Genomic DNA, 26,183 nt, shown 5'->3' on the forward strand with positions numbered 1-26,183 from the left:
TGAATCCATGACCCGCGCCGAACGCCTCATGCTGCTCGACACCGCCAGCCTCTACTTCCGCGCGTTCTACGGGGTGCCCGACAAGGTCACAGCCCCGGACGGGTCCCCGATCAACGCCGCACGCGGCCTGCTGGACATGATCGCCAAGCTGGTGACGACCTACCAGCCGACCCACGTCGTGGCGTGCTGGGATGACGACTGGCGTCCGCAGTGGAGGGTCGACCTCATCCCCAGCTACAAGACGCACCGCGTGGTCGAGGTCGTCACCGGTGCGCCGGACGTCGAGGAGGTCCCCGACCCGCTGGAGGCGCAGATCCCCTTGATCCGGGAGACGCTCGCCGCCATCGGCATCCCCATCGTCGGCGTCGCCGAGCATGAGGCGGACGATGTGATCGGCACCCTCGCGACGAACGCGACGATGCCGGTCGACATCGTGACCGGCGATCGCGACCTCTTCCAGCTCGTCGACGATGCCCGGGACGTCCGGGTGATCTACACGGCCCGCGGCATGAGCAATCTCGAACTCGTCACGGACGCGACGGTCGTCACGAAGTACGGTGTCCTGCCGACGCAGTACGCGGACTTCGCGACGATGCGCGGGGACGCGTCGGATGGGCTCCCCGGTGTCGCCGGCATCGGCGAGAAGACGGCCGCCACGCTCCTGCAGAAGCACGGCGATCTGCTCGGTATCCGCGAGGCCGCGGACGCGGGTGAGGGCATGAGCGCGGGCATCCGCGCGAAGATCCTCGACGCGCAGGCCTACCTGGACGTCGCTCCGACCGTCGTCGCCGTCGCCACGTCGCTCCCGATCACCGCCCCGGGTGTCGCCCTGCATGCCCTCACGCCGGACGAGGCCGAGGCGGCCACGGCCCTCGCCGAGCGCTGGAATCTCGGCAGCTCCATGACCCGCGCCGTCACCGCGGTCACCGAGGCGGCGAAGGCGATCGCGGACGCCTGACGAGGGCGTCCCTCACTCCACCCAGGCGAGCAGACGCGACAGGCCCCACGTGGTGACGATGCGTGACGCCGGCACCCCGGCACGCTCCGCCCGCTCGGCTCCGTGGTCCAGGAGCGACAACTGGCCGGGGGCGTGTGCGTCGGAATCGATGGAGAACAGGCAACCGGCGTCGAGCGCGATCGCGATGAGCTCGTCCGGCGGATCCTGACGCTCGGGACGGGAGTTGATCTCCACGGCGACCCCGTTCTCCGCACAGGCCGCGAAGACGGCGGCGGCGTCGAAGGCCGAAGGCGGGCGCGTGCCACGGTCCCCCTGCACGAGACGACCCGTGCAATGCCCGAGGACGTTCACCCGCGGATGCGACACCGCGGCGATCATCCGCTTCGTCATCGCCCGGCCGTCCATGCGCAGCTTCGAGTGCACGGAGGCGACGACCACATCCAGCTCAGCGAGCACGGCGTCGTCCTGATCGAGGGCGCCGTCTTCGAGGATGTCCACCTCGATGCCGGCGAGCAACGTGAATCCGTCCCCCGACTGCGCCCGCACCTGCGGGATCTGCTCACGCAGCCGTTCCACCGAGAGACCTCGGGCCACGCGGAGGCGCGGCGAATGATCCGTGATGGCCTGGTACTCGTGCCCCTGCGCGCGGGCTGCGGCGGCCATCACCTCGATGGAGGTCGTCCCGTCTGACCACTCGGTGTGAGCGTGCAGGTCCCCGCGCAGCTTTCCACGGAGCGCAGACACCCGCTCAGGCTCGACGTCCCCGCGCAGTTCGATCAGATACTCCGGCACGTCGCCGGCCTGAGCCTGCCGGATGACGGCGAAGGTCGACTCGCCGATGCCCTTGGCCGCCCGAAGACGCGTCGGGTCATCCTGCACATCGGCAGGGAGGTCCTGGAATGTCGCGGCTGCCTGACGGAAGGCCTTGGCCCGGTAGCGCGACGCCCGCTCCCGCTCCAGCAGCGAGGCGATCTCGAGCAGCGCGTCGACCGGATCCATGGTCACTCCTGAGGGGCCGCCAGCTCGCGGCTCACGCCGATCCACTGGTCGAGCTTGGCCAGTGCGCTCCCGTCGTCCACGGCGGCGGATGCACGGGCGAGCCCGTCGCGGAGGCGCTCGAGGATCGGCCGCTGCACCTGGGTCGCGTCCTGGGAGAGCTCGAAGGCGACGATCCCGGCGGCGGCGTTCAGGAGCACGATGTCCCGGACGGGCCCCTGCTCCCCCGCGAGCGTCCGCCGGAGCACGTCCGCGTTGTGGGCGGGAGACCCGCCGATGAGGTCGGACAGGTCGGCGAGGGGGATGCCCAGGTCGCGCGGGTCGAGATCGTGTTCATGGATGTCCCCGCGGGTGACCTCCCAGATCCTGCTGTGCCCTGTGGTCGTCAGCTCGTCCAGGCCGTCGTCGCCGCGGAACACCAGCGCCGTGGCCCCCCGCGTGCGGAAGACGCCGGTGATCAGCGGCACCCGCTCCATCTGTGCCACGCCGACCGCGTTCGCCTCCGCGCGCGCCGGGTTGCACAGCGGACCGAGCATGTTGAACACGGTCGGCACGCCGAGCTGCGACCGGACGGCACCCGCGTGCTTGAACCCGGGATGGAAGGCCCCGGCCCAGGCGAAGGTGATGCCTGTCCGGTCGAGGATCGAGGCGACGGCCGCCGGGTCGAGCGAGAGCTCGAGGCCGAGCGCACCGAGGACGTCGGAGGAGCCGGACGCGGAACTCGCCGCCCGATTCCCGTGCTTGACCACCGGGATGCCTGTCGCGCCGATGATCACGGCCGCCGTCGTCGAGACGTTCACCGTACCCACGCGGTCCCCACCCGTGCCGACGATGTCCAGCACATTCGGGGAGACCGGAAGCGGCACGGCCGCTTCGAGGATGGCGTCACGGAAGCCGACGATCTCATCGATCGTCTCGCCCTTCGCGCGCAGCGCCACGAGGAACCCCGCGAGCTGCGCCTCGGAGACCCCACCCTGCATGATCTGCCGCATGGCCCAGGTGGACTCCCAGACGCTGAGGTCGCGACGCTCCAGGAGAGAGGTGAGCACGTCGGACCAGGTCAGGGAATCAGCCATGTGTGCGATCCTATCGGCGCGGAGAAAACGTGCAGTGCGATCCGAGCGGGCGCGCAGACACCGAACGTGCGGCGTTTCCCGCGTATTCACCGGGTATTCGCAGTGTTTTCTTAGGGTCCCCTAAGTCGCCGACGGGCGAATCGAGGGCCGGGGGTGCAAGAATCACGCTCGCGGATCGGCCATAATGGAGGGGTGACGACCTCAGCGACGTATGCCCCGGCGGCGAGAACCATCAAGCGGCCCAACCCGGTAGCTGTCGGCACCATTGTGTGGCTCGGCAGCGAGGTGATGTTCTTCGCGGGACTCTTCGCGATCTACTTCACCCTCCGCAGCACCTCACCCGAGCTGTGGGCCGACCGTACCGAGCTCCTGAACGTCCCCTTCGCGGCAGTGAACACGGCGATCCTCGTGCTCTCCTCGTTCACCTGCCAGATGGGCGTGTTCGCGGCGGAGGACCTGCAGCCGTACAAGATCGGCAAGGGACAGAAGAACGGCGCCGGCCGCCGTCGCCTGTTCGGCTGGGGCATGGTCGAGTGGTTCTTCCTCACCTTCGCCCTGGGCGCGATCTTCGTCTCCGGCCAGGTCTGGGAGTACGCACAGCTGGTCGCGGAGGGCATGCCCATCCAGGCTGACGCCTACGCCTCGGCCTTCTACCTGACCACCGGCTTCCACGCCCTCCACGTCACCGGCGGACTCGTCGCGTTCCTCCTGGTGATCGGCCGCGCGTACGCCGTCAAGAACTTCCGGCACAAGGAGGCGACCTCCTCGATCGTGGTGTCCTACTACTGGCACTTCGTCGACGTCGTCTGGATCGTGCTGTTCTTCGTTATCTACTTCCTGAAATAAGAGCGGAGCTGATCCCCGAGATGGCACGAGAGAAGAAGCGCCGTTCGAGCGGTCGTCGCAGCCCACTGGCGGCGGCCGCGCTCATCGGAGCAGGCCTCATGATCACCGGCGCTGTGTACGCGGGTGCGACCGCGGCATTCGCCGCCAACGACGCGCCCACGGCATCGACGCAGCTGACGGTCGAGGACGGCGAGAAGCTGTTCACGGCCAACTGCGCCACCTGCCACGGCCTCGACCTGGAGGGCACCCCCAACGGCCCGAGCCTCTACGGCGTCGGCGAGCTCGCGGTCGAGTTCCAGGTGTCGACCGGCCGCATGCCGCTGCAGATGCAGGGACCGCAGGCCCCCCAGAAGGAGCCGCAGTTCACCGAGGAGCAGATCCTCGCGATGGCGGCCTACGTGCAGTCCGAGGCCCCCGGACCGGAGTTCCCCTCCGAGAAGATCCTCGACGGCGAGGGCGACGTGGCGCACGGCGCCGAGCTCTTCCGCGTCAACTGCGCGATGTGCCACAACGTGGCCGCCGCCGGTGGCGCACTGACCGAGGGCAAGTACGCTCCGGCGATCACCGAGACCAGCGCGCTGCACATCTACGCCGCCATGGTCACCGGCCCGCAGAACATGCCGGTCTTCGGCGACATGAACCTGTCCGACGAGGACAAGCGCGACATCATCTCGGCTCTGCTCTTCCAGCAGCAGTCCGTCCAGATCGGCGGCTTCTCCCTCGGCTCGCTCGGACCGGTCTCCGAGGGCCTGTTCGTGTGGATCTTCGGTATCGGCGCTCTGGTCGCCATCACCGTGTGGATCACGGCGAAGTCCAACTGACGCTTATTCATCGAAGAGGAACGTACGAGGAGCACCATGGCACACGACGACGACTCGCAGGCTCTTGACAGGGCCTACCAGCCCTCTCCGGGGCTGGGTGTCGCAGTCAGCGATCCCGTGCAGAACCCGGGTCTTCCGCCGCACCGTGAGCGGATGACCGACAAGGACCCGCGCGCCGAGAAGACCGCGGTCCGCACCGTCTACACGCTGTTCTACCTGTCCCTCGCCGGGAGCATCTGGGCGGTCGCCGCCTACATGCTGTTCCCGATCGAGAGCGGCGCGCTCATCGACATCCGTCAGAACAACCTCTTCATCGGCCTCGGCATCGCCCTCGCGCTGCTGGCCCTCGGAATCGGTGCCATCCACTGGTCCAAGGCGCTGATGTCCGACAAGGAGTTCATCGAGCACCGCCACCCCACCCGGGGCAAGGACTCCACGCGTGAGGCCGCCATCAAGGCGTTCTCCGACGCGAACGAGGAGTCCGGGTTCGGACGCCGCACGATGATCCGCAACTCGCTGTTCGCCGCGATCGTGGCGTCGATCATCCCCGGCGTGACGCTGTTCCGCGGCCTCGCTCCGCACTCGACGCCGGACGACCCCACCGCGGGCGACCCGGTCGCGCTGCTGAAGCACACGATGTGGGACGAGGGCATGCGCCTGGTGCGCGACCCGGACGGCACCCCCATCCGCGCAGCGGACGTGACGCTCGGCTCCGCCTTCCACGTCATCCCCGAGGACCTCGCGGAGCTCGGGCACGACGAGGGCTACCTCGAGGAGAAGGCCAAGGCCATCGTGCTGATGATGCGCCTCCGCCCCGAGCAGCTCATCGAGGCCGAGGACCGCAAGGACTGGTCCTACGACGGCATCGTCGCCTACTCCAAGGTCTGCACGCACGTCGGCTGCCCCGTCGCGCTGTACGAGCAGCAGACCCACCACCTGCTGTGCCCGTGCCACCAGTCGCAGTTCGACGTCACGGACCACGCGAAGGTCATCTTCGGCCCGGCCGCCCGGCCGCTGCCCCAGCTGCCCATCACCGTGGACGACGAGGGCTACCTCATCGCACGCAGCGACTTCACCGAACCCGTCGGCCCGAGCTTCTGGGAGCGCCATTGAGCACCGCAACGCTGTCCAAGGACGAGAAGGACACCAAGGCGCCTCTCGGCGGCCGTTTCGTCGGCGCCGCGTCGAATTACATCGATGAGCGCACCAGCCTCTCGGGCTTCGTCAAGGAGCTCGGTCGCAAGATCTTCCCCGACCACTGGTCGTTCATGCTCGGTGAGATCGCGCTCTGGAGCTTCGTCGTCGTGTTCCTGTCCGGAACCTTCCTGACGTTCTTCTTCCAGGCCTCCATGGTGGAGACCCACTACACCGGCGCGTACGCCCCCATGCGCGGCATCGCGATGTCGTCGGCCCTCGAGTCGACGCTGCACATCTCGTTCGACCTCCGCGGCGGTCTGCTGGTCCGCCAGATCCACCACTGGGCCGCGCTGGTGTTCATCGCCGGCATCGGTGTGCACATGCTCCGCGTGTTCTTCACGGGTGCGTTCCGCAAGCCGCGCGAGCTCAACTGGGTGATCGGCTTCGTGCTGTTCATCCTCGCGATGGCGGAGGGCTTCACCGGCTACTCGCTCCCCGACGACCTGCTCTCGGGTAACGGCCTCCGGATCATCGACGGCATGATCAAGGGTCTCCCGCTGATCGGCACCTGGACCTCGTTCCTCCTCTTCGGCGGCGAGTTCCCCGGTACCGACATCGTCGGACGCCTGTACACGCTGCACATCCTGCTGCTGCCGATGCTGGTCATCGCCTTCATCGCCGTGCACCTGATGCTCATGATCATCAACAAGCACACGCAGTTCGCCGGCCCCGGCCGGACGAACGACAACGTCGTGGGCTACCCGATGATGCCGGTCTACATGTCCAAGATGGGCGGCTACCTGTTCATCGTCTTCGGCACCATCGTGCTGATCGCGACGTTCTTCCAGATCAACCCGATCTGGAACTACGGACCGTACGACCCCTCCCCCGTCTCGGCGGGTACGCAGCCCGACTGGTACATCGGCTTCGCAGACGGCGCGCTCCGTCTGGCGCCGTCGAACTGGGACATCGTGTTCCTCGACCACACCTGGTCGTTCGGCATCCTGGCCCCGGTCGCCGTGCTCGGCCTGTTCATCGTCATCGTCGCGATCTACCCCTTCATCGAGGCGTGGGTCACCGGTGACAAGCGTGAGCACCACATCGCCCAGCGCCCGCGCAACGCGGCCACCCGCACCGCGATCGGCGTCGCCGGCGTCATCTTCTACGCGGTCCTGTGGGCGGCGGCCTCTTCCGACCTCATCGCGACGCACTTCATGCTCACCATGGAGGGCGTGATCCACACGCTGCAGGCGCTGCTGTTCCTCGGCCCGATCATCGGCTACTTCGTCACGAAGCGCATCTGCATCGCGCTCCAGAAGAAGGACCGCGAGATCGTCCTGCACGGCTTCGAGTCGGGCCGCATCGTGCGTCTCCCCGGCGGCGAGTTCATCGAGGTGCACCAGCCGGTCGACAAGTACGACCGCTGGAAGCTCATCGACATCGACGGTTACGAGCCGCTCGTCGTCCGTCCGAACGCGAAGGGCCGCATCCCGTGGACGGAGAACCTCCGCTCGGCGATGTCGCGTTGGTTCTTCGAGGATCGCCTCGCCCCGCTCACGCAGGCCGAGATCGACGCCGCGGACGCTCACCAGCACCACGTCACCGAGGGCAATGAGGCGGCCGAGGTCGCCGAGATCCAGGGCGCTCACGAGCGTGCCGGCTTCCCGGACGCCCCGCTCACGGTCGACGAGACGCACGTCGACGAGACTCCGAACACGCCCAGCACGGTGATCTCCACCGAGCCGGTCAAGAAGCCTCGGAAGAAGAAGTCGGAGGACGACGAGTAATCGTCACCGCCCTCGTGAAGGCCCCGTCCGCTCGGACGGGGCCTTCGTCGTTCTCCCCCGATGAGAGGATCGAACCATGTCATCCGTCGTCCGTCTGCTCCGCGCACCTCAGTTCGCCGATGCCCTTGACGCCTATGCAGCGACCGTACCCGCGGACGCCCGTCTCGTCCTCCTCGCCGGAGCCTGCCCCCTCGAGGACGACGGCACGGCCACGGCTCCGGGCGACGACGCAGCGCGGGCCGCGCGGTGCGTGGAGACCGTGGAGCAGGCTCTCCAGGCCGCCGGCGCCACCCTGATGGATGTCATCAGCACGCGGGTCCTGGTGGCCTCCTCCGCGCAGCGCGAGCTCGTCACCGCCCGATGAGGCCACTCATCCGGTTCGCGACCGCCGCCGACCACGTCGTTCTCGAAGAACTCGAGCGCGCCGCCGACCTCATCCTGATCGAGCGTTTCGGGGCGCGGTCGTGGCCACCCCCCACCTCGAACGAGGAACGCCAGGATGCCCCGGGGTTCGTCCTTGTGGCGGCTCTCCCCTCCCCCGCCGACGAGCATGCCGGCGATCCCGCGACGCCCGTCGGCTTCGCGCACGTCCTCGAGGTGGACGGGGAGGCGCACCTGGAGCAGCTCTCCGTGCGCCCGGAGCACGCCCGCCGCGGCGTCGGACGCGCGCTGGTGGTGGCCGCTCAGGAGGAGGCGCGACGTCGAGGCCATCGGCGCCTCACCTTGCGCACCTACGCGGACGTGCCGTGGAACGCCCCCTTCTACGCCCGGTGCGGCTTCGAGGAGTCCGCGCCGGACACCGACTTCCTGCGCGCGCTCGTCGGCGTCGAAGAACGGCTGAACCTCTCCGTCCACGGCCGACGGATCCAGATGACCGCACCGCTATGAGGAGGATCGGCAGGATTCGTGCGATGCGCGACGGGAACACTCATCCGTGCGACGCCCACGTTCCGTAATCTGAACTCATGATCGACCGTGCCGACTACTTCGCTGCCCGCCTCGCCTATGAGACCGACCCGAGCGACGTCCATGCTGATCGCGCCGCTGGCCGCCCCCTCGTCGTGGTCGACGTGCGCTCGACCGAAGCATGGGCTCAAGGACGCGTCGCCGGAGCCGTCCACATGTACCACAGCGAGATCGCGGACAGGGCGCCGCGAGAGATCCCCCGCGACGCCGACGTGGTCGTGTACTGCTGGAGCCCGGGGTGCAACGGTGGTGTGCGCGGTGCGCTCGAGTTCGCGCGCCTCGGCTATCGCGTGCGCGAGATGATCGGCGGCTTCGAGTACTGGGTCCGCGAGGGGTACCCCGTCGAAGACGCCGACGGCGTGCACCATCGCCCGATCGACCCGCTCACCGGCATCCCCCGGATCCGTACCCGGGCTTGACCACGGCACCCAAACGAGGAAGGCCCCCGGAGTGATCCGGGGGCCTTCCTTCGTGTGCGGGGACTCAGCGGGCGAAGTTGCCGCGGTAGTACTCGTAGACCCAGCCGACGATGGCGACCACGAAGATGGCCAGACCGATCGGGAGGAGGAAGTGCCCGACCGCGAGGCCCACGACGAACACGCCGGCCGATGCCGCGAGGACCAGCGGCCACCAGGACCACGGGCTGAACTCGCCGAGCTCGGGGTCGCCGTCGTCGATGTCCGACGTGACGATGTCCTCAGGCAGCTCGCCGTTCTGCGCCTTGTGCGTCCGGTCCAGGTAGAACGCGACCATGGCGCCCATGAAGGCCGAGAAGAACAGGGCGACCGTGCCGACCCACTCGATCTGGTTCACGAGCGGAAGGCCGGGGTGAGCCAGGATGTTCCAGCCGGTGTAGACGACGCCGACGAGGGCGAAGAACGCGGTCAGGACCCACCAGATGATGACGTTGTCGCGCATGACTCAGTGGCCCTCTCGCTCGCCGGGTGCGGTGGTCGCGAACTCCGCGGCCTCCGGGTGGTTCAGGTCGAAGGCCGGACGCTCGCTGCGGATGCGCGGGATCGACGTGAAGTTGTGCCGCGGCGGCGGGCACGAGGTGGCCCACTCGAGCGAGGCGCCGTAACCCCACGGGTCGTTCACCGTGACCTTGGGCGCCTTGCGTGCCGTGATCCAGACGTTCAGGAAGAACGGCAGCATCGAGGCACCCAGGATGATCGCGCCGATCGTGGAGACCTGGTTCTGCCAGGTCCAACCGTCCGCCGCGGAGTAATCCGCGTAGCGCCGGACCATGCCGTCGACACCGAGCCAGTGCTGGATGAGGAAGGTCATGTGGAAGCCCACGAACAGCATCCAGAAGTGCACGTAGCCGAGGCGCTCGTTGAGCATGCGGCCCGTCCACTTCGGCCACCAGAAGTAGAAGCCGGCGAACATGGCGAACACCACCGTGCCGAACACCACGTAGTGGAAGTGCGCCACGACGAAGTACGAGTCGCTGAGGTGGAAGTCGAGCGGCGGGGCCGCGAGGATCACACCGGTGAGACCACCGAAGACGAACGAGACGAGGAAGCCCAGTGCGAACACCATCGGCGTCTCGAAAGTCACCGAACCTCGCCAGAGCGTGCCGATCCAGTTGAAGATCTTCACACCCGTCGGCACCGCGATGAGCATCGTCATCAGGGCGAAGAACGGCAGGAGCACCGAGCCGGTGACGTACATGTGGTGCGCCCACACGGCCACGGACAGCGCGGCGATGGCGATCGTCGCGTAGACGAGGGTCTTGTATCCGAAGATCGGCTTGCGGCTGAACACCGGGAAGATCTCCGAGACGATGCCGAAGAACGGCAGCGCGATGATGTAGACCTCGGGGTGGCCGAAGAACCAGAACAGGTGCTGCCAGAGCAGGACTCCGCCGTTCTGCGGATCGTAGATGTGGGCACCGAGCACACGGTCGGCGGCGGCGGCGAAGATCGCCGCGGCCAGGACCGGGAAGGCCATCAGGATCAGCAGGCTGGTGATGAGCGTGTTCCAGCTGAAGATCGGCATGCGCCACATCGTCATGCCGGGCGCGCGCATCGTGATGATCGTCGTGATGAAGTTCACTGCACCGAGGATCGTGCCGAAGCCCGAGATGCCGAGACCGAGCATCCACAGGTTTCCGCCCGCTCCTGGCGAGAACGACGCGTTGGCCAACGGCTGATAGGCGAACCACCCGAACGAGGCCGCACCCTGCGGGGTGAGGAAGCCGGCGACCGCGATGGTCGAGCCGAACAGGAACAGCCAGAACGCGAAGGCGTTCAGACGCGGGAAGGCGACGTCCGGAGCACCGATCTGCAGCGGCAGGATCGCGTTGGCGAAGCCGGCGAACAGCGGCGTCGCGAACATCAGCAGCATGATCGTGCCGTGCATCGTGAACAGCTGGTTGTACTGCTCCTTCGTCGGGACGATCTGCATCCCCGGAGCGAACAGCTCAGCACGGATGACAAGCGCCATCACGCCACCGAGGAGGAAGAACATCACCGAGGCGATGAGGTACATGTACCCGATCGTCTTGTGGTCGGTGGAGGTGATCCACTTGACGACGATGTTGCCCTTCTGCTCCACACGCGAGGAGCTCATCAGAGCGGCCTGACGCGCGGGCAGGGTGGTGGGACGGGAGCGGGGTGCCTCGTCGGTGCGAGGAGCTTCAGTGGTCGACATGGCTTACTCCTCTCCTTCCTCGGTTTCGGTCTTCCCGGAGGTGCCGGGGAGGTTCGAGAGACGGTCGTACGCGTCGGTGATGTCCCCGGTGTTGCCCTCTTCCTCGAGGGACTCGAGGTAGGCGTCGTACTCGTCCTGCGAGACGACCTTCACGTTGAAGAGCATCATCGAGTGGTACTCGCCGCAGAGCTCGGCGCACTTGCCGGCGTACTCGCCCTCGCGGGTGGGGATGAAGGACCAGGAGTTGTCCTTCCCGATGAACATGTCCTTCTTGTAGAGGAAGTCGATGATCCAGAAGGAGTGGATGACATCGCGCGACTGGAGGTTGATCGTGACCTTCTGGTCGACCGGGAGCACCAGCGTCGGCAGCTCGGACTGGTCGATGTTGCCTGCCGCGTCCGGCTGGGCCTGGATGCCCATCGTCCAGACGGTGTCCTCTTCGGTCTCACCGTTGTACTGGAAGTCCCATGCCCACTGCTTGGCGATCGCGGTGATCTCGACGTCGGGGTCATCCCACTTCGTCTCGATCTCGGTCTGATCGCGAGCCGTGAAGAAGAACATGCCGAGCACGAGGATGAGCGGCACGATCGTGTAGAAGATCTCGATCGGCATGTTGTAGCGCATCTGCACCGGGAGGCCGGTCTGGCCCTTGCGCCGGCGGTACGCGATCGCAGCCCAGGCCATGAGGCTCCAGGTGACGACGCCGACCGCGAGGAGAACGATCCAGGAGTTCACCCAGAGGGACGAGACGCGCTCCGTCTGGTTGGTTGCTGCCGGACCACCGTCCACGAAGCCCGGAAGAAAGCCGTTCAGCTCGGTGGGAGTACATCCCGCCAGAGCCACAGCTGCCACAACTCCCACAGGGAGTGCGGCCCAACGAAGGCGGCGTTTCGAGGGCACGATGCACCTTTCAGATCGCGGACAAGGCATGTTCAAGTCTAGAGCAACCTCACACCTGATTCATGCCAACCATGCAGGTTGAGAAGCGGAACGGCCGCCGTCACGCGAGGTGACGACGGCCGTTCGCGGGAAGAACGTGTCAGTGGAAGCTGTCGCCGCAGGCGCAGCTGCCCGCCGCGTTCGGGTTGTCGATCGTGAAGCCCTGCTCCGAGATGGTGTCTTTGAAGTCGATCGAGGCGCCGTCGAGGTAGGGAACGCTCATGTTGTCGACGATGACCTCGACGCCGTCGAAGTCGACCGTCTCGTCCCCCTCGAGGAAACGCTCGTCGAAGTAGAGCTGGTAGATCAGGCCCGAGCAGCCGCCGGGCTGCACGGCGACGCGCAGACGCAGGTCGTCGCGGCCCTCCTGCTCCAGGAGGTTCTTCACCTTCGTGGCGGCGGCGTCCGTCAGCTTGACGCCGTGTGCGCTGGTGGTCTCTGCGGACAGGATGGTGTCGCTCATGTCGCTCCTCATGACGGGCCGGGTACGGGCTCTTCGACGATTCTACCGCCGGTGGGGACGGAAGGCTCAGATCTCACGCGCGTTCATACGGGCGAGCAGCAGCGCCTCGGTCGCCACGGCGTGCCGGAAGGTGTCCAGATGCAGCGACTCGTTGGGGCTGTGCGCGCGGGAGTGCGGATCCTCCACGCCGGTGACGAGGATCTGCGCCTCGGGGAACTCCCGCACGAGATCCGCGATGAACGGGATCGACCCGCCGACACCGAGATCCACCGGGGGCACACCGTACCCGTCCCGCATGGCATCCCTGGTGAGCGCGACGGCCCACCCGCTCGTGTCCACGAGGAAAGGGTTGCCGAGGTCCACGTCGGAGAAGGTCAGCTCGGCACCGAAGGGCGCGTGTGCGCGGAGGTGACGCTCGAGAGCCTCGTACGCGTCCTGGCCGGACTGTCCGGGGGCCACACGCGCGCTGATGACCACGGTCACCTCAGGGAGCAGGGTGTTCGAAGCCGCGGCGACGCTCGTCGCATCGATGCCGATGACCGTGACGGAGGGCTTGTTCCAGATGCGGCTGAGGATCGTGCCGTCACCGATGGGCGTGGTCCCCGGCAGGAGCCCGGCCTCGTCGCGCAGCGTCTCCTCGGTGTACTCGGGGGTCTCGGCGTCCCGCGCCGTCATCCCCTCGACGGCGACGGAGCCGTCCTCGTGCCACAGTGTGGCGAGGAGCCGCACGGTCGCCATCATGGCATCGGGCACCGCTCCGCCGAACATCCCGGAGTGCGAGGCGTGGTCGAGCGTGCGCACCTTCATGGTGAAGCGCGCGTTGCCACGGAGCGAGACGGTCAGGCCGGGCGTGACCGAGTCCCAGTTGCCGGAGTCCGCGACCACGATCGCGTCGGCGCGGAGCGCGTCCTTGTTGTCGGAGAGGAACTGGGCGAAGGACCGCGAACCGTACTCCTCCTCCCCCTCGACGAACATCGCGATGCCGAGGTCGAGGTCGTCGCCGAGCACCTCCGCGACCGCGCGGATCGCCCCGATGTGCGCCATGATCCCCGCCTTGTCGTCTGCGGCGCCGCGGCCGTACAGGCGGCCGTCCCGCACGGTGGGCTCGAACGGCGGCGTCTCCCACAGGGCGTCGTCCCCCGGAGGCTGCACGTCGTGGTGGGCGTAGAGGAGGATCGTCGGCTTGCCATTCCGGGCCGCGCGCGTCGCGAGCACCGCGGGCTGACCCTGCTCGTCGGTGCCGGGGATGTCGGCACGGAGCACGGTCACCTCGTCGAAGACGCCGGTGCCACGCGCGAGGGTGGCGACGGCGTCGGCGCTGCGCTCCAGCTGCGTCTGATCGAAGGCAGGCCAGGCCATGCCGGGGATGCGCACGAGGTTCCCGAGGTCCGACAGCGCGGAGGGGATACCGGTGGCGACGGCTTCGAGGACGGCGGCGTCGGACTCGCTGGGAAGAGCAGGTGAGGTCATGCGAGTAATCTTAAGGCGACCCACCCCAGCGAACCGAGGAACCTCGTGGCCACTACCCCCGCCTCCCCTTCGACGAACGACGACGCCCCCCAGACGCCTGCCGTCGGCAAGGGACGCGCGACGCCGACCCGCGCCGAGCAGGAGGCCGCCCGTCGCCGCCCCCTCGTGGCGAACACCAAGGAGGCCAAGGCCGCGGCCCGCGCCGAGCTCAACGAGCGCCGCGCGAAGGCGCAGGCGGGCATGGCCGCAGGCGAGGAGAAGTACCTCCCCGCGCGCGACAAGGGCCCGCAGCGTCGGTGGGTGCGCGACTACGTGGACGCCGGCTGGCACCCCGCCGAGTTCGTCATGGGGGTCATGGTGCTCGTCATCCTGGCCTCGCTGCTGCCGACGAACATGATGATCTCGTTCTACGCGTACCTGTTCATGATGGCGTACCTCGTCATCGCGATCGGCGGCATGATCCTCCTCGGCATGCGGGTCAAGCGCAAGGCGGCCGCGAAGTTCGGCAACGACCGCGTCGAGAAGGGCCTCGGCTGGTACGCGGGTATGCGCGCCCTGCAGATGCGCTTCATGCGCCTGCCGAAGCCGCAGGTCAAGCGCGGGCAGTACCCGGACTGACCAGTCCCCGGTTGATCTCGCGGCCCCAGAACGGTCCGCGGTAGAGGAACGCCGTGTAGCCCTGGACCAGGGTGGCCCCGGCATCCAGACGCTCCTGCACATCCGCGGCCGTCTCGACACCGCCCACCGCGATCACGCAGAAGTCCTCGGGGACCGCGGTGCGGACGACCCGGAGGACCTCGAGCGACCGCTTCTTGAGCGGAGCACCGGAGAGACCGCCCGCGCCGGCCGCCTCGACAGCGGCCGCATCGGTGCGGAGCCCGTCCCGGCTGATCGTCGTGTTGTGCGCGATGATGCCCGCGAGCCCCTCCTCGACGGCGAGGCGCGCGATCGCGGCGATCTCGTCATCCGGCAGATCGGGGGCGATCTTCACGAGCAGCGGGGTCGCCCCGGCTGCCTCGCGGACGGCCCGCAGCAATGGCGCCAGCGTCTCGACGGCCTGCAGACCGCGAAGTCCAGGGGTGTTCGGCGACGAGACGTTGACGGCGAGGTAGTCGGCGAGCGGGGCCAGTCGGGTGGCCGACGCGACATAGTCCGCCACGGCGTCCTCGACGTCCACCACACGGCTCTTGCCGATGTTGACGCCGATCACCGTGTCGGGCGCGCCACGACGAAGCCGTGCGAGACGACGGGCTGCGGCATCCGCACCACGGTTGTTGAAGCCCATGCGGTTGATCACCGCGCGGTCCTCGACCAGTCGGAACAGCCGGGGCTTCGGATTGCCCTCCTGCGGGACGGCCGTGACCGTTCCGACCTCGACGTGCCCGAAGCCGAGCGCTGCCAGGCCACGGACGCCGACGGCGTTCTTGTCGAACCCGGCCGCGACGCCGAACGGCGAAGGGAACGTCAGCCCCAGCGCCTCGACCCGCAGGGAGGGGTCGGGCCGGGTCATCGCGCGCGTGGCCCACGAGAACGGCGGCACACCGAGCACGCGGATCACCGCCATACCGGCGTGGTGGGCGAACTCGGGATCGAAGCGCGAGAGGACGGCGCGGAAGAGCAGCGGATACATCCCTGCCAGATTACCGGTCCGCCGCCTCCGCCTTGGCGTGGTCGGCCCGGAGGTCGCCGATGGCGGACTCGAAGTCCTCGAGCGAGTCGAACGCCTGGTAGACGCTCGCGAAGCGGAGGAACGCGACCTCGTCGAGCTCCCGGAGCGGTCCGAGGATCGCGAGGCCGATCTCGTTCGTGTCGAGCTGGGAGACACCGGTCTGCCGGACCGCCTCCTCCACGCGCTGCGCGAGGATCGCGAGGTCTGCCTCGGTCACTGGGCGCCCCTGACAGGCCTTCCGCACTCCGGAGATGACCTTCTCCCTGCTGAACGGCTCCATGACGCCCGAGCGCTTGATGACGTTCAGGCTCGCGGTCTCCGTCGTCGAGAAACGTCCCCCGCATTCCGGACACTGGCGACGACGACGGATGGAGAGCCCGTCGTCGCTGGTGCGCGAGTCGATGACCCGGGAATCGGGGTGACGGCAGAAGGGGCAGTGCATCTGACAGATCCTACGCGGTGAAACGGGCCTCGATCGCCTCGGCGTGGGCGGGGAGCACCTCGGTGTCGGCCAGCGCGACGACGCCGTCCCGGACGGCGGCGAGGGCGCCGCGGTCGTACGACACGACCTGCTGCGGGCGGAGGAACGTGTACGCACCGAGGCCCGGGGCGTAGCGCGCCTGACCGCCCGTCGGCAGAACGTGGTTGCTGCCGGCCATGTAGTCGCCGAGACTGACCGGCGTCTGATCGCCGACGAACACGGCACCCGCGCTCGTGAAGACGGCGGCCGCCTCCTCCGCGTCGGCGAGGTGCAGTTCCAGGTGCTCCGGGGCGTAGGCATTGCTGAACGCGATCGCCGCCGCCCTGTCGTCCACGAGCACGATCGCCGACTGCGGCCCGGACAACGCCGCCGCGACGCGCTCGCTGTGCCGGGTGCGCGCAGCCTGCCGTTCGACCTCGGCCCTGACCTGCTCGGCGATCTCCACCGCGTCGGTCACGAGGACGGCCGAGGCCTGCTCGTCGTGCTCGGCCTGGCTGACGAGGTCGGCGGCGATGAGACGTGGGTCGGACGCGGCGTCCGCGACGACGAGGATCTCGGTCGCGCCGGCCTCGGAGTCCGTGCCGACGACCCCGGCCACGGCACGCTTCGCCGACGCGACGTAGTTGTTGCCCGGTCCGGATACCACGTCGACCGGATCGAGTCCCAGGCTCGCGACGCCGTGGGCGAGTGCTCCGATGGCTCCGGCCCCGCCCATCGCATAGACCTCGGAGACGCCGAGCAGCGCCGCCGCGGCGAGGATCGTCGGGTGGACACGGCCGTCCTGATCCGCCTGCGGCGGCGAGGCGAGGGCGATCTGCTGCACCCCGGCGACCTGCGCGGGGACGACGTTCATGACCACGCTGGACGGGTAGACGGCTTTGCCCCCGGGGATGTACACCCCGACGCGAGACACCGGCTGCCACCGCTGCGTGATGGTCGCTCCCTCGCCGATCCGCGTCACCTGCGGGGCGGGGACCTGCGCGGCCGAGGCGAGACGCACACGGCGGATGGCCTCCTCGAGCGCTGCGCGGACCGTGGGAGTGAGATCCGACAGGGCTTCCGCGAGGTGGGACTCCGGAACACGAACCGCGTGACTGACGACGCGGTCGAAGCGCTCCGCCTGCTCGCGCAGCGCGTCCTCGCCGCGTTCCCGCACGTCGTCCACGAGGCGCGCCGCGGTGTCGAGCGCCTCGGCCCGAGCCTGGGTCGCGCGCGGGACGGCGGCGAGCATGTCAGCGGGCGAGAGCTCGCGCCCCCGCAGATCGATCGTGCGCATGTCAGCCCTTCGTGATGCCGGCGATGTCGTGGAGGTAGCCGATACGGCCGTCGTCGTGACGCACGACGAAGGCGCCGCCCCGGTCCTCGATCACGAGTGCCCAGGCGGTCGGGCCGATGCGGAAGATCGGCTCTCCGCGTTCGTCGTGCACGTCGCGCTCCGTCGGGGCGAGGATCCAGAAGGGCTGCACCTCGGCAGCACTCTGTCGCGGAGCGGCAGCCTGCGGATCGGCGTGGTCGCTGATCACCGGGTGCACAGCGGTCGCGTCGTCCGGTGTCGGCTCCTGGGCGGCGGCGAGCTCCTCCTCGGAGAGTGCCTTGGCGCCGAGCAGCGACTCGATGCTGCCGGTGTCGGACACGATCTCGGGCTGCTCCCCGCGGGAACGCCGCGAGTAGACCGGGGTGTACTCGGGTTCCGAGGTGACAGGGACGGTTCCGGTCCCCCCACCCGAGGCGTGTGCGGTGAGCGGAACGCGATCCGCGTCGTCCACGGAGGCGCCGCGGTCGGCGGTGGCCGTCTCACGGACGTCGACGGCGTCGTCCTTGTCCGCGGGGGTCGGCTCGAGGTGGGCATCGGCGATCACGGCCGTCTCATCCGCCGCAGGAGAGCTCTGGGGGACGGCGTCCGCAGACGCCTCGACAGCCGCCTCGGCCGCCGATCCACTCGGCGTCGCCTCGGGACGCGGGCGTGCGATCACCGGGCGCACGGGGTTCGCGTTGCGGTGGGCGAGCGTGACGAGCCGCCCCTGGAAATCCTCCTTGAGCCCCGGGATGAGAGGCGCGAAGACGGTGAGGACGACGAGGGCGGTGGAGGTGATGACCTGCACGACCGCGTTCCAGGGCAGCCCCCAGTTCCCCGTGGAGATGACCGCCGAGAGGGCGAGCCACAGGTTGCCGGCCCACACGCAGGCCGCGACCGAGAACGCCACGGAGGCGAACTGGTCGATGCCGAGCGAACCGACGCGACGGATGCCGTCCGGCGAGAAGCGCCGGAGGACGAGGAGGAAGACGGCCACCGTGGGCACGCCGATCGGCAGGATCCACTGGATGCCGATGCCCCACAGGGAGATGCCGCCGCTGAGCGGGAAGAAGGAGACGAGGAAGGAGACCAGCCAGACGCCCACGATCAGCAGCTCGCGCAGCGTGAAGCCGAGGATGCCGTACTCCGGCGTGACCTCGTCGTCGTAGAGGACGCCGTCCTCATCGCTGAACACCGCTTCGGCGTCCGGCTCGGGAAGATCCGTGCTCATAGTCGTCCTTTCCTCATCGGCGCACCACGACTTTCCGGTGCTCTCGACGGCTCCCGATCCTACCCGCTCACCCCAGACAGGTTGGTCCGAGCAGAGACTTGAGGTCACCGAAGAGGTCGGCCGAGACCTTCACCGGCATGGGCACCTCGAACACCTTCGCCGTGCCCGCGCGGTGCACGCGGAGCAGCACCTCGGTGTCCCCGCTGTGCCGCCGGAGGACCTCGGCCAGCTCCGTCATGACCCGCTCGGTGGCGCGCTGCTCGGCGAGGACGAGCGACAGCGGGCCTGCAGCGTCGAAGGAGCCGACGTCGGGTGCGAACGCGGACTGCGCATGCAGGTTCAGCCCGTCGTCACGGCGCGAGACCCGTCCACGCACCGCGAGGATGGCGTCCTGCTGCAGGGTGTGCTGGAACTCGAGGTAGGTCTTGCCCATGAACATCACGGTGACCTCACCGTTGAAGTCCTCCACGGTGATCATGCCGTACGGGTTCCCACTCGCCTTCGCCACACGATGCTGCACGCTGGTGACGAGGCCGGCCACGGTGACCTGATCACCGTCCTGCAGATCCTCGGAGTTGTTGAGGTCGTGGATGGAGATCGAGGCGTGCTTCGCGAGCGGCACCTCGAGACCGGCGAGCGGATGATCCGAGACGTAGAGGCCGAGCATCTCGCGCTCGAACGCGAGCTTGTCCTTCTTGATCCATTCCGGACGTGGGGGCACCTTCGCGGGCGCCGCCTCCTCCATACCGTCGTAGAGACTGTCGAAATCGAAGCCGATGGCGCCCTGCGCCTCGTTCCGCTTCCTGTCGACCGCCGCCTCCACGGCGTCTTCATGGATCTCGAGGAGCGCCCGGCGGGTGTCCCCCATCGAGTCGAAGGCACCGGCCTTGATGAGCGATTCGACCGTGCGCTTGTTGGCGACGTGCAGGGGAACCTTGTCGAGGAAGTGATGGAAGGACGTGAACCGCTCGTCCTTGCGGGACTGCACGATGCCGTCGACGACGTTCGTGCCGACGTTGCGGACCGCGCCGAGACCGAAGCGGATGTCGTCGCCGACGGCCGCGAAGAAGTTGATCGACTCGGAGACGTCCGGCGGCAGCACCTTGATGCCCATCCGGCGGCACTCGTTCAGGTAGAGCGCCATCTTGTCCTTCGAGTCGCCGACGCTCGTCAGGAGCGCGGCCATGTACTCGGCCGGGTAGTGCGCCTTGAGGTACGCGGTCCAGTACGACACGAGACCGTACGCAGCGGAGTGCGCTTTGTTGAAGGCGTAGTCGGAGAACGGCAGGAGGATGTCCCAGAGCGCCTTGACCGCCCCCTCGCCGAAGCCGCGTTCGGTCATTCCGGCCGCGAACCCCGCGTACTGCTTGTCCAGCTCGGACTTCTTCTTCTTGCCCATCGCGCGGCGCAGGATGTCGGCTTGACCGAGGCTGAATCCGGCGACCTTCTGCGCGATCGCCATGACCTGCTCCTGGTAGATGATGAGTCCGTAGGACTCCTCCAGGATCTCCGCGAGCGGTTCCGCCAGTTCGGGATGGATCGGGGAGATCTCCTGCTGACCGTTCTTGCGCAGCGCGTAGTTGGTGTGGGAGTTCGCTCCCATCGGTCCAGGACGGTACAGCGCGATGAGGGCCGAGATGTCGCCGAAGTTGTCCGGCTTCATGAGTCGCATGAGCGAGCGCAGCGGCGGGCTGTCGAGCTGGAACACGCCGAGGGTGTCGCCACGGGCCAGCAGTTCGTAAACGGCGGGGTCATCGAGCCCGAGGTGCTCCAGATCGAGCTCCTCGCCGCGGTTCATCCGGATGTTGTCCAGCGCGTCCGAGATGATCGTCAGGTTCCGGAGGCCCAGGAAGTCCATCTTGATGAGGCCGAGGGACTCGCACGACGGGTAGTCGAACTGCGTGACGATCTGGCCGTCCTGCTCCCGGCGCATGATCGGGATGATGTCGAGCAGGGGCTCGGACGACATGATGACGCCGGCGGCATGCACGCCCCACTGCCGCTTCAGCCCCTCGAGCCCGAGAGCCCGGTCGAAGACGGTCTTCGCCTCCGGATCGGTCTCGATGAGGGCGCGGAACTCGCTGGCCTCCTTGTAGCGGGGGTGCGCGGAATCGAACATGCCGTCCAGCGGCATGTCCTTGCCCATCACCGCCGGGGGCATCGCCTTGGTGAGCCGCTCCCCCATGCTGAACGGGAACCCGAGCACGCGACCGGCGTCCTTGAGGGCCTGCTTCGACTTGATCGTGCCGTAGGTGACGATCTGCGCGACGCGCTCGGAGCCGTACTTCCGGGTCACGTACTCGATGACCTCGCCGCGGCGACGATCGTCGAAGTCGACGTCGAAGTCGGGCATCGAGACGCGGTCGGGGTTGAGGAAGCGCTCGAAGATCAGACCGTGCTCGAGGGGATCGAGATCCGTGATCTTCATCGCGTAGGCGACCATCGAGCCGGCACCGGAGCCACGACCCGGGCCGACGCGGATGCCGTTGTCCTTCGCCCAGTTGATGAAGTCGGCGACGACGAGGAAGTAGCCGGGGAAGCCCATCTGCAGGATGATCCCGGTCTCGTACTCGGCCTGCTTGCGCACCTTGTCCGGGATGCCGCTGGGGTACCGGTAGTGGAGGCCCTTCTCGACCTCCTTGATCAGCCAGCTGTCCTCGGTCTCGCCGTCCGGGACCGGGAACCGCGGCATGTAGTTCGCCGAGGTGTTGAACTCGACCTCGCAGCGCTCGGCGATCAGGAGCGTGTTGTCGCAGGCCTCCGGGTGGTCCCGGAAGAGCTGCCGCATCTCGGCGGCGGTCTTGATGTAGTAGCCGTCGCCGTCGAACTTGAAGCGGTTCGGGTCGTCGAGCGTGGAGCCGGACTGCACGCACAGCAGGGCGGCGTGGGCGTCGGCCTCGTGCTGGTGGGTGTAGTGCGAGTCGTTGGTGGCCACGAGCGGGATGCCGAGGTCTTTCGCGAGCCGCAGCAGGTCGGTCATGACACGGCGCTCGATGGAGAGACCGTGGTCCATGATCTCGGCGAAGTAGTTCTCCTTGCCGAAGATGTCCTGGAACTCCGCCGCCGCGGCCCTGGCGGCGTCGTACTGGCCGAGCCGGAGCCGGGTCTGCACCTCCCCCGACGGGCACCCCGTCGTGGCGATGAGACCCTTGCCGTACGTCTGGAGCAGCTCGCGGTCCATGCGGGGCTTGAAGTAGTAGCCCTCCATGCTCGACAGCGAGCTCAGCCGGAAGAGGTTGTGCATGCCCTCGGTGCTCTGGCTCCACATGGTCATGTGGGTGTAGGCGCCCGAACCCGAGACGTCGTCGCTGCGCTGGTCCGCCGAGCCCCACTGCACCCGGGTCTTGTCGCTGCGGTGCGTGCCCGGGGTGACGTAGGCCTCGAGACCGACGATGGGTTTGATGCCGGCGTTGCGCGCGGCGTTGTAGAACTCGAACGCCGCGAAGGTGTTCCCGTGGTCCGTCACCGCGATCGCCGGCATGCCGTAATCGGCGGCCGCCTGGGTCATCGCGTTGATCTTCGCGGCCCCGTCGAGCATCGAGTACTCGCTGTGCACGTGCAGGTGGACGAAGGAGTCGGATGCCATGCTTCGAGTCTACGTTCGGCCCCGGACACCGGCATGCGTCGCGCTCCCCCAGCGAGCGCGCCGCGGAACCCGGTTCACGCGTCCTCGCGGAGGTCCAGCCGCACGAGCACGCGGGGGAACCCGTCGAGCACCGAGCCCGTGTCCGCGACCTTGCGGAATCCCGCGCTCTCGAAGAGACGCCGCGTGCCCACGTACGCCATCGTCAGGTTCACCTTCGCCCCGGCGTTGTCGACCGGGTACCCCTCGACGGCGGGGGCGCCGCGCTCTCTGGCGTAGGCGACGGCTCCCTCGATGAGCGCATGCGACACGCCCTGCTTGCGGTGCCCCGGCCGGACTCGGAAGCACCACAGCGACCACACGTCGAGGTCGTCGAGGTGCGGGATGAGGCGGTTGCGCGCGAAACTCGTGTCGCGTCGAGGGTGCAGCGCCGCCCAGCCGACCGGCTCGTCGTCGAGGTAGGCGAGCACACCGGGAGGGGGATCCTGGTGGCAGAGCTCGCGCACCCGGTCGGCACGCGCGGGACCGCGCAGGGAGACGTTCTCCTTGTTGCCGATCCGGTAGCTCAGACAGAAGCAGACGTTCGACGTCGGCTTCTTCGGTCCCACCACCGCCGCGACGTCGTCGAAGACCGTCGCCGGACGCACCACGATGCTCATGCGGTCAGTGTGGCGGAGACCACCGACACCGCGGAAGCGACGCTCCGCGGGACCTATTCTCCGCGGAGCACGTCCAGTGCGTGCTGGAAGTCGTCCGGATAGGGCGAGGTGAACTGCACCCAGTCCCCCGTCGTCGCATGCGCGAAGGCGAGCTGATGCGCGTGCAGCCACTGCCGGGTGAGACCGAGCCGGGCGGACACCGTCGGGTCGGCACCGTACAGCGGATCGCCGACACACGGGTGGCGGTGCGCGGCCATGTGCACGCGGATCTGGTGGGTGCGGCCCGTCTCCAGGTGGATCTCGAGCAGGGAGGCACCGGGGAACGCCTCGAGGGTCTCGTAGTGCGTCACGGAGGGCTTGCCGTCCGGGACGACCGCGAACTTCCAGGAGTGGTTCGGGTGCCGACCGATCGGGGCGTCGATCGTACCCACGAGCGGGTCCGGATGCCCCTGCACCACCGCGTGATAGATCTTCTCGACCGTGCGCTCCTTGAACGCCCTCTTCAGAGCGGTGTAGGCGGCCTCGCTCTTGGCGACGACCATGAGCCCGCTCGTCCCCACGTCCAGCCGGTGCACGACGCCTTGACGCTCCGGCGCGCCGCTCGTGGCGACGCGGAACCCGGCGGCGGCGAGAGCACCGACGACCGTGGGGCCCTCCCACCCGAGCGAGGGATGGGCGGCGACGCCGGTCGGCTTGTCGACGACGACGATGTCGTCGTCGTCGTACACGATGCCGAGCTCGGGCACCGCGATCGGGACGATCTTCGGCCCTTCCTTCGGCTCCCACTCGACGTCGAGCCAGGCACCGCCACGCAGGCGGTCCGACTTGTCGAGGGTGACGCCGTCCAGGCGGACGCCGCCCGACCCGGCCACCTCGGCCGCGAAGGTCCGCGAGAACCCGAGGAGCTTGGCGAGGGCGGCGTCGACGCGCGTGCCATCGAGCCCGTCCGGGACGGGCAGCGACCGGGACTCCACGCTCAGCGCCCCTCGGACGCGGCGGCCGCCTCGGCGTCCTCGTCTATCTCGACCGGGGCGTGGTCCTTCTCCCGCGTGCCGTCGAAGCGCAGTCCGAACACGACGAGCAAGGCGACCGAGATCATCCCGGTGACGATGAAGATGTCGGCGACGTTGAAGATGGCCGGCATCATCCACGGCATCGAGATCATGTCGACCACGTGGCCGACGGGGAAACCGGGCTCGCGGAACAGTCGGTCCGACAGATTGCCCAGCACGCCGCCGAGCAGGCAGCCGAGGACGACCGCCCAGAGGCGCGAACGCAGCCCGAACGCCTTCCAGACGATGACACCCGCCACCACCGCGAGAGCGATCGTGAAGATCCAGGTCACGCCGGAGCCGAGGGAGAACGCCGCGCCGGGATTGCGCACGTAGTAGAGCTGCAGGAACTCTCCGAGAACCGGGACCGCCTCGTGCAGCGGCAGGTTCTCGATCGTGAGGTACTTCACAAACTGATCGGCGGCCAGCACGACCGCTGCGAGAATCGCAACGATCGCACCGGCCGCCGACCGACGAAGGGGACGACGTCCTGACAAGAGGGCGCCTTACAGACCGATCGCGGAGACCGGGGTGGAGTCCGTGGACGCCGACTTCTCGTCGAGCTCGCGGAGCTGGCCCTCGATGTAGCCGCGGAGCTGCGAGCGGTAGTCGCGCTCGAAGTTGCGCAGCTCGGTGATGCGGGCCTCCAGCGTGTTGCGCTCGCGCTCGAGACGTGCGGTCTCCTCGCGCTGCTTCGCCTCGGCCTCCGTGCGGATGCGGGCGACCTCGGCCTCGGCCTCGGAGATGAGCTGGTTGCGCTTCGCCTCACCCTCGGCGACGTGCTCGTCGTGCAGACGCTGCGCGAGCTCGATGATGCCGGCGGTGGCGGTCGCGGAGCCGGTCGGTGCGGCGTCGGCGGCGGGTGCCTCGACCGCGGGGGCCGGAGCGGGAGTGGCGGCAGCCGGCTCGGCAGCGGCGGGAGCAGGGGTGGAACCCGACTCGTACGCGGCGAGCTTCGCCTTCAGCTCGGCGTTCTCCTCGAGGGCCTTGCGCCACTCGATGACGATCTCGTCGAGGAAGTCGTCGACCTCGTCCGGGTCGAAGCCGTCCTTGAAGCGGACGTGCTGGAACTGCTTGGTGACGACGTCATCCGGGGTAAGTGCCATGGGTGGCTCCTCTTTCGATGAGTTCGATTGCCAGTACCGATGTATGGCGTGTTCGTGATGTGGCGCGAACCCGGGGCGCGCACCTGGGTGCCAGCATAGCCCCCGAGCCTTGGCGTCGCGATGCCACGACACCCAGGCTCGGACAACTCGCGGCGGTTCCCGGGCGCGACACGCGGGGTGGTCAGCGGATGAACAACCGGACGATGTTCATCAGGATCAGCACGACCAGCAGGGTCAGCGCGAAGCCGAAATCCAGCGACAGCTGGCCGATGCGCAGCGGAGGGATGATCCGCCGGAAGAACCGGATGGGCGGATCCGTGACGGTGTAGACCGCTTCAGCGGCCACGAGGCCGAAACCCTTCGGACGCCACTCCCGATTGAACATCGGGATGTAGTCGAGGATGAGCCGCGCGAAGAGCACGAGGATGTACACCAGCAGCATCAGATGGACGATGCTGGCGAGGACCGAGACCAGCTGCACGGTCTAGGAGTGGTCGAAGCCCGCAGACTCGGCGTCTGCGTGCGCGATGCCCCCGTGACCCGACACCGCGATGTTCTCCGGCGACAGCAGGAAGACCTTCGAGGTCACCCGCTCGATGCGACCGTAGAGGCCGAGGGAGAGACCGCTCGCGAAGTCGATGAGGCGGCGCGCATCGGCGTCGCTCATCTGGGAGAGGTTGATGATGACCGGGACGCCCTCGCGGAAGCTCTCCGCGATCAGCTGGGCGTCGCGGTACTGCTTCGGGTGGACGGTGAGGATCTCGTTCACGGCTCCTGCTGCGGGCTGGCGGACGGCGACGGGACGACGGAGCGGCGTGACGGGAGCCGGAGCCGGCTCTTCGCGGTCACGCTCACGCTCGCGCTGGGCACGGGCGGGCGCCGGCGTCTCCTCCTCGTAGACCTCTTCCTCATCGGCGAGGCCGAGATACACCATGGTCTTCTTCAGCGGGTTACCCATCGTGTCCTCCGGTTCGAACGTTTCGGGCTGGTCTTG

The 26,183-nt window shown here is 68.3% G+C and carries 27 protein-coding genes; 9 read left to right on the plus strand and 18 right to left on the minus strand.

Annotation, left to right across the window (positions count from 1 at the left end; all coding sequences use genetic code 11):
* Window positions 1-7 precede the first annotated feature (7 nt).
* Entirely contained in the window at window positions 8-958 is a 951-nt protein-coding gene (locus tag ACIGJI_RS16340; protein WP_363447335.1) for a 5'-3' exonuclease, read from the plus strand.
* 12 nt (window positions 959-970) lie between these two features.
* Here the strand turns inward: ACIGJI_RS16340 and ACIGJI_RS16345 are convergent, their stop codons facing one another.
* Window positions 971-1,957 carry a PHP domain-containing protein gene (locus ACIGJI_RS16345; RefSeq protein ID WP_363447337.1) on the minus strand — a complete coding sequence of 329 codons (987 nt, stop codon included), beginning with the start codon at window positions 1,955-1,957 and terminating at the stop codon, window positions 971-973.
* Between the two features lie 2 nt (window positions 1,958-1,959).
* A complete protein-coding gene (gene trpD / locus ACIGJI_RS16350) occupies window positions 1,960-3,030 on the minus strand; it encodes an anthranilate phosphoribosyltransferase (RefSeq protein ID WP_187661770.1) in 1,071 nt (356 codons plus the stop codon).
* Window positions 3,031-3,318: 288 nt separating this feature from the next.
* On the opposite strand from trpD, the gene ACIGJI_RS16355 reads away from it, so the two are divergent.
* The 7 genes from ACIGJI_RS16355 (at window position 3,319) to ACIGJI_RS16385 (ending at window position 9,006) form a co-directional block, all read left to right on the plus strand.
* Window positions 3,319-3,876 carry a heme-copper oxidase subunit III gene (locus ACIGJI_RS16355; RefSeq protein WP_232089243.1) on the plus strand — a complete coding sequence of 186 codons (558 nt, stop codon included), beginning with the start codon at window positions 3,319-3,321 and terminating at the stop codon, window positions 3,874-3,876.
* Between the two features lie 20 nt (window positions 3,877-3,896).
* Window positions 3,897-4,697 (plus strand): c-type cytochrome, encoded by an 801-nt coding sequence (locus ACIGJI_RS16360; RefSeq protein WP_187661771.1) that lies wholly within the window; start codon window positions 3,897-3,899, stop codon window positions 4,695-4,697.
* 36 nt (window positions 4,698-4,733) lie between these two features.
* The gene (locus ACIGJI_RS16365; RefSeq protein ID WP_315637567.1) at window positions 4,734-5,810 is read left to right on the plus strand and encodes a Rieske (2Fe-2S) protein; all 1,077 of its coding nucleotides are present in this window, start codon (window positions 4,734-4,736) and stop codon (window positions 5,808-5,810) included.
* Entirely contained in the window at window positions 5,807-7,621 is a 1,815-nt protein-coding gene (locus tag ACIGJI_RS16370; protein ID WP_187661773.1) for a cytochrome bc complex cytochrome b subunit, read from the plus strand. The genes ACIGJI_RS16365 and ACIGJI_RS16370 overlap by 4 nt, the downstream gene beginning before the upstream one ends.
* 76 nt (window positions 7,622-7,697) lie before the next feature.
* On the plus strand, window positions 7,698-7,985 hold the full coding sequence (locus tag ACIGJI_RS16375; RefSeq protein ID WP_363447340.1) for a Rid family hydrolase: 288 nt from the start codon (window positions 7,698-7,700) through the stop codon (window positions 7,983-7,985).
* A complete protein-coding gene (locus ACIGJI_RS16380) occupies window positions 7,982-8,509 on the plus strand; it encodes a GNAT family N-acetyltransferase (RefSeq protein WP_259954720.1) in 528 nt (175 codons plus the stop codon). Before ACIGJI_RS16375 ends, ACIGJI_RS16380 begins: the two co-directional genes overlap by 4 nt.
* Before the next feature lie 77 nt (window positions 8,510-8,586).
* Entirely contained in the window at window positions 8,587-9,006 is a 420-nt protein-coding gene (locus ACIGJI_RS16385) for a rhodanese-like domain-containing protein (protein WP_363447342.1), read from the plus strand.
* A 64-nt stretch (window positions 9,007-9,070) separates the two neighbouring features.
* Here the strand turns inward: ACIGJI_RS16385 and ACIGJI_RS16390 are convergent, their stop codons facing one another.
* The 5 genes from ACIGJI_RS16390 to ACIGJI_RS16410 all read right to left on the minus strand — a co-directional run bounded on the left by ACIGJI_RS16390 (window position 9,071) and on the right by ACIGJI_RS16410 (window position 14,114).
* Window positions 9,071-9,505, minus strand: a complete 435-nt coding sequence (locus ACIGJI_RS16390) for a cytochrome c oxidase subunit 4 (RefSeq protein ID WP_363447344.1) — start codon at window positions 9,503-9,505, stop codon at window positions 9,071-9,073.
* A gap of 3 nt (window positions 9,506-9,508) precedes the next feature.
* Window positions 9,509-11,242 carry a cytochrome c oxidase subunit I gene (ctaD, locus tag ACIGJI_RS16395; protein ID WP_187661777.1) on the minus strand — a complete coding sequence of 578 codons (1,734 nt, stop codon included), beginning with the start codon at window positions 11,240-11,242 and terminating at the stop codon, window positions 9,509-9,511.
* 3 nt (window positions 11,243-11,245) lie between these two features.
* Complete coding sequence (coxB, locus tag ACIGJI_RS16400; RefSeq protein WP_187661778.1) at window positions 11,246-12,142, minus strand: cytochrome c oxidase subunit II; 897 nt, start codon at window positions 12,140-12,142, stop codon at window positions 11,246-11,248.
* A 139-nt stretch (window positions 12,143-12,281) separates the two neighbouring features.
* Complete coding sequence (gene erpA, locus ACIGJI_RS16405) at window positions 12,282-12,644, minus strand: iron-sulfur cluster insertion protein ErpA (RefSeq protein ID WP_187661779.1); 363 nt, start codon at window positions 12,642-12,644, stop codon at window positions 12,282-12,284.
* A gap of 66 nt (window positions 12,645-12,710) precedes the next feature.
* Window positions 12,711-14,114, minus strand: coding sequence for a dipeptidase (locus ACIGJI_RS16410; RefSeq protein WP_187661780.1), 1,404 nt, complete (start codon window positions 14,112-14,114; stop codon window positions 12,711-12,713).
* A gap of 45 nt (window positions 14,115-14,159) precedes the next feature.
* Between ACIGJI_RS16410 and ACIGJI_RS16415 the strand changes: the two genes are divergently transcribed.
* Window positions 14,160-14,732, plus strand: coding sequence for a DUF3043 domain-containing protein (locus ACIGJI_RS16415; protein ID WP_259954721.1), 573 nt, complete (start codon window positions 14,160-14,162; stop codon window positions 14,730-14,732).
* On the opposite strand, the gene ACIGJI_RS16420 is transcribed toward ACIGJI_RS16415, so the two are convergent.
* The 11 genes from ACIGJI_RS16420 to ACIGJI_RS16470 form a co-directional block, all read right to left on the minus strand.
* Window positions 14,707-15,744 (minus strand): quinone-dependent dihydroorotate dehydrogenase, encoded by a 1,038-nt coding sequence (locus ACIGJI_RS16420; RefSeq protein ID WP_259954722.1) that lies wholly within the window; start codon window positions 15,742-15,744, stop codon window positions 14,707-14,709. The genes ACIGJI_RS16415 and ACIGJI_RS16420 overlap by 26 nt on opposite strands.
* A 10-nt stretch (window positions 15,745-15,754) precedes the next feature.
* Entirely contained in the window at window positions 15,755-16,225 is a 471-nt protein-coding gene (gene nrdR / locus ACIGJI_RS16425) for a transcriptional regulator NrdR (RefSeq protein ID WP_187661782.1), read from the minus strand.
* 10 nt (window positions 16,226-16,235) lie between these two features.
* On the minus strand, window positions 16,236-17,540 hold the full coding sequence (gene hisD / locus ACIGJI_RS16430; protein WP_363447346.1) for a histidinol dehydrogenase: 1,305 nt from the start codon (window positions 17,538-17,540) through the stop codon (window positions 16,236-16,238).
* A gap of 1 nt (window position 17,541) precedes the next feature.
* Complete coding sequence (locus ACIGJI_RS16435) at window positions 17,542-18,789, minus strand: hypothetical protein (protein WP_363447348.1); 1,248 nt, start codon at window positions 18,787-18,789, stop codon at window positions 17,542-17,544.
* Window positions 18,790-18,856: 67 nt separating this feature from the next.
* Window positions 18,857-22,375 carry a DNA polymerase III subunit alpha gene (gene dnaE / locus ACIGJI_RS16440; RefSeq protein WP_187661785.1) on the minus strand — a complete coding sequence of 1,173 codons (3,519 nt, stop codon included), beginning with the start codon at window positions 22,373-22,375 and terminating at the stop codon, window positions 18,857-18,859.
* Window positions 22,376-22,449: 74 nt separating this feature from the next.
* On the minus strand, window positions 22,450-23,031 hold the full coding sequence (locus tag ACIGJI_RS16445) for a GNAT family N-acetyltransferase (RefSeq protein ID WP_268777359.1): 582 nt from the start codon (window positions 23,029-23,031) through the stop codon (window positions 22,450-22,452).
* A 53-nt stretch (window positions 23,032-23,084) separates the two neighbouring features.
* Complete coding sequence (locus ACIGJI_RS16450; protein WP_366244568.1) at window positions 23,085-24,005, minus strand: RluA family pseudouridine synthase; 921 nt, start codon at window positions 24,003-24,005, stop codon at window positions 23,085-23,087.
* Between the two features lie 2 nt (window positions 24,006-24,007).
* On the minus strand, window positions 24,008-24,580 hold the full coding sequence (gene lspA / locus ACIGJI_RS16455) for a signal peptidase II (RefSeq protein WP_396667038.1): 573 nt from the start codon (window positions 24,578-24,580) through the stop codon (window positions 24,008-24,010).
* A 9-nt stretch (window positions 24,581-24,589) separates the two neighbouring features.
* On the minus strand, window positions 24,590-25,189 hold the full coding sequence (locus ACIGJI_RS16460; protein ID WP_187661788.1) for a DivIVA domain-containing protein: 600 nt from the start codon (window positions 25,187-25,189) through the stop codon (window positions 24,590-24,592).
* Window positions 25,190-25,370: 181 nt separating this feature from the next.
* Entirely contained in the window at window positions 25,371-25,670 is a 300-nt protein-coding gene (locus ACIGJI_RS16465) for a YggT family protein (protein ID WP_187661789.1), read from the minus strand.
* Window positions 25,671-25,673: 3 nt separating this feature from the next.
* The gene (locus ACIGJI_RS16470; RefSeq protein WP_187661790.1) at window positions 25,674-26,147 is read right to left on the minus strand and encodes a cell division protein SepF; all 474 of its coding nucleotides are present in this window, start codon (window positions 26,145-26,147) and stop codon (window positions 25,674-25,676) included.
* Window positions 26,148-26,183 lie beyond the last annotated feature (36 nt).

This window comes from Microbacterium sp. NPDC064978 (genome assembly GCF_044543605.1).
Classification (GTDB): Bacteria; Actinomycetota; Actinomycetes; order Actinomycetales; family Microbacteriaceae; genus Microbacterium; species Microbacterium meiriae.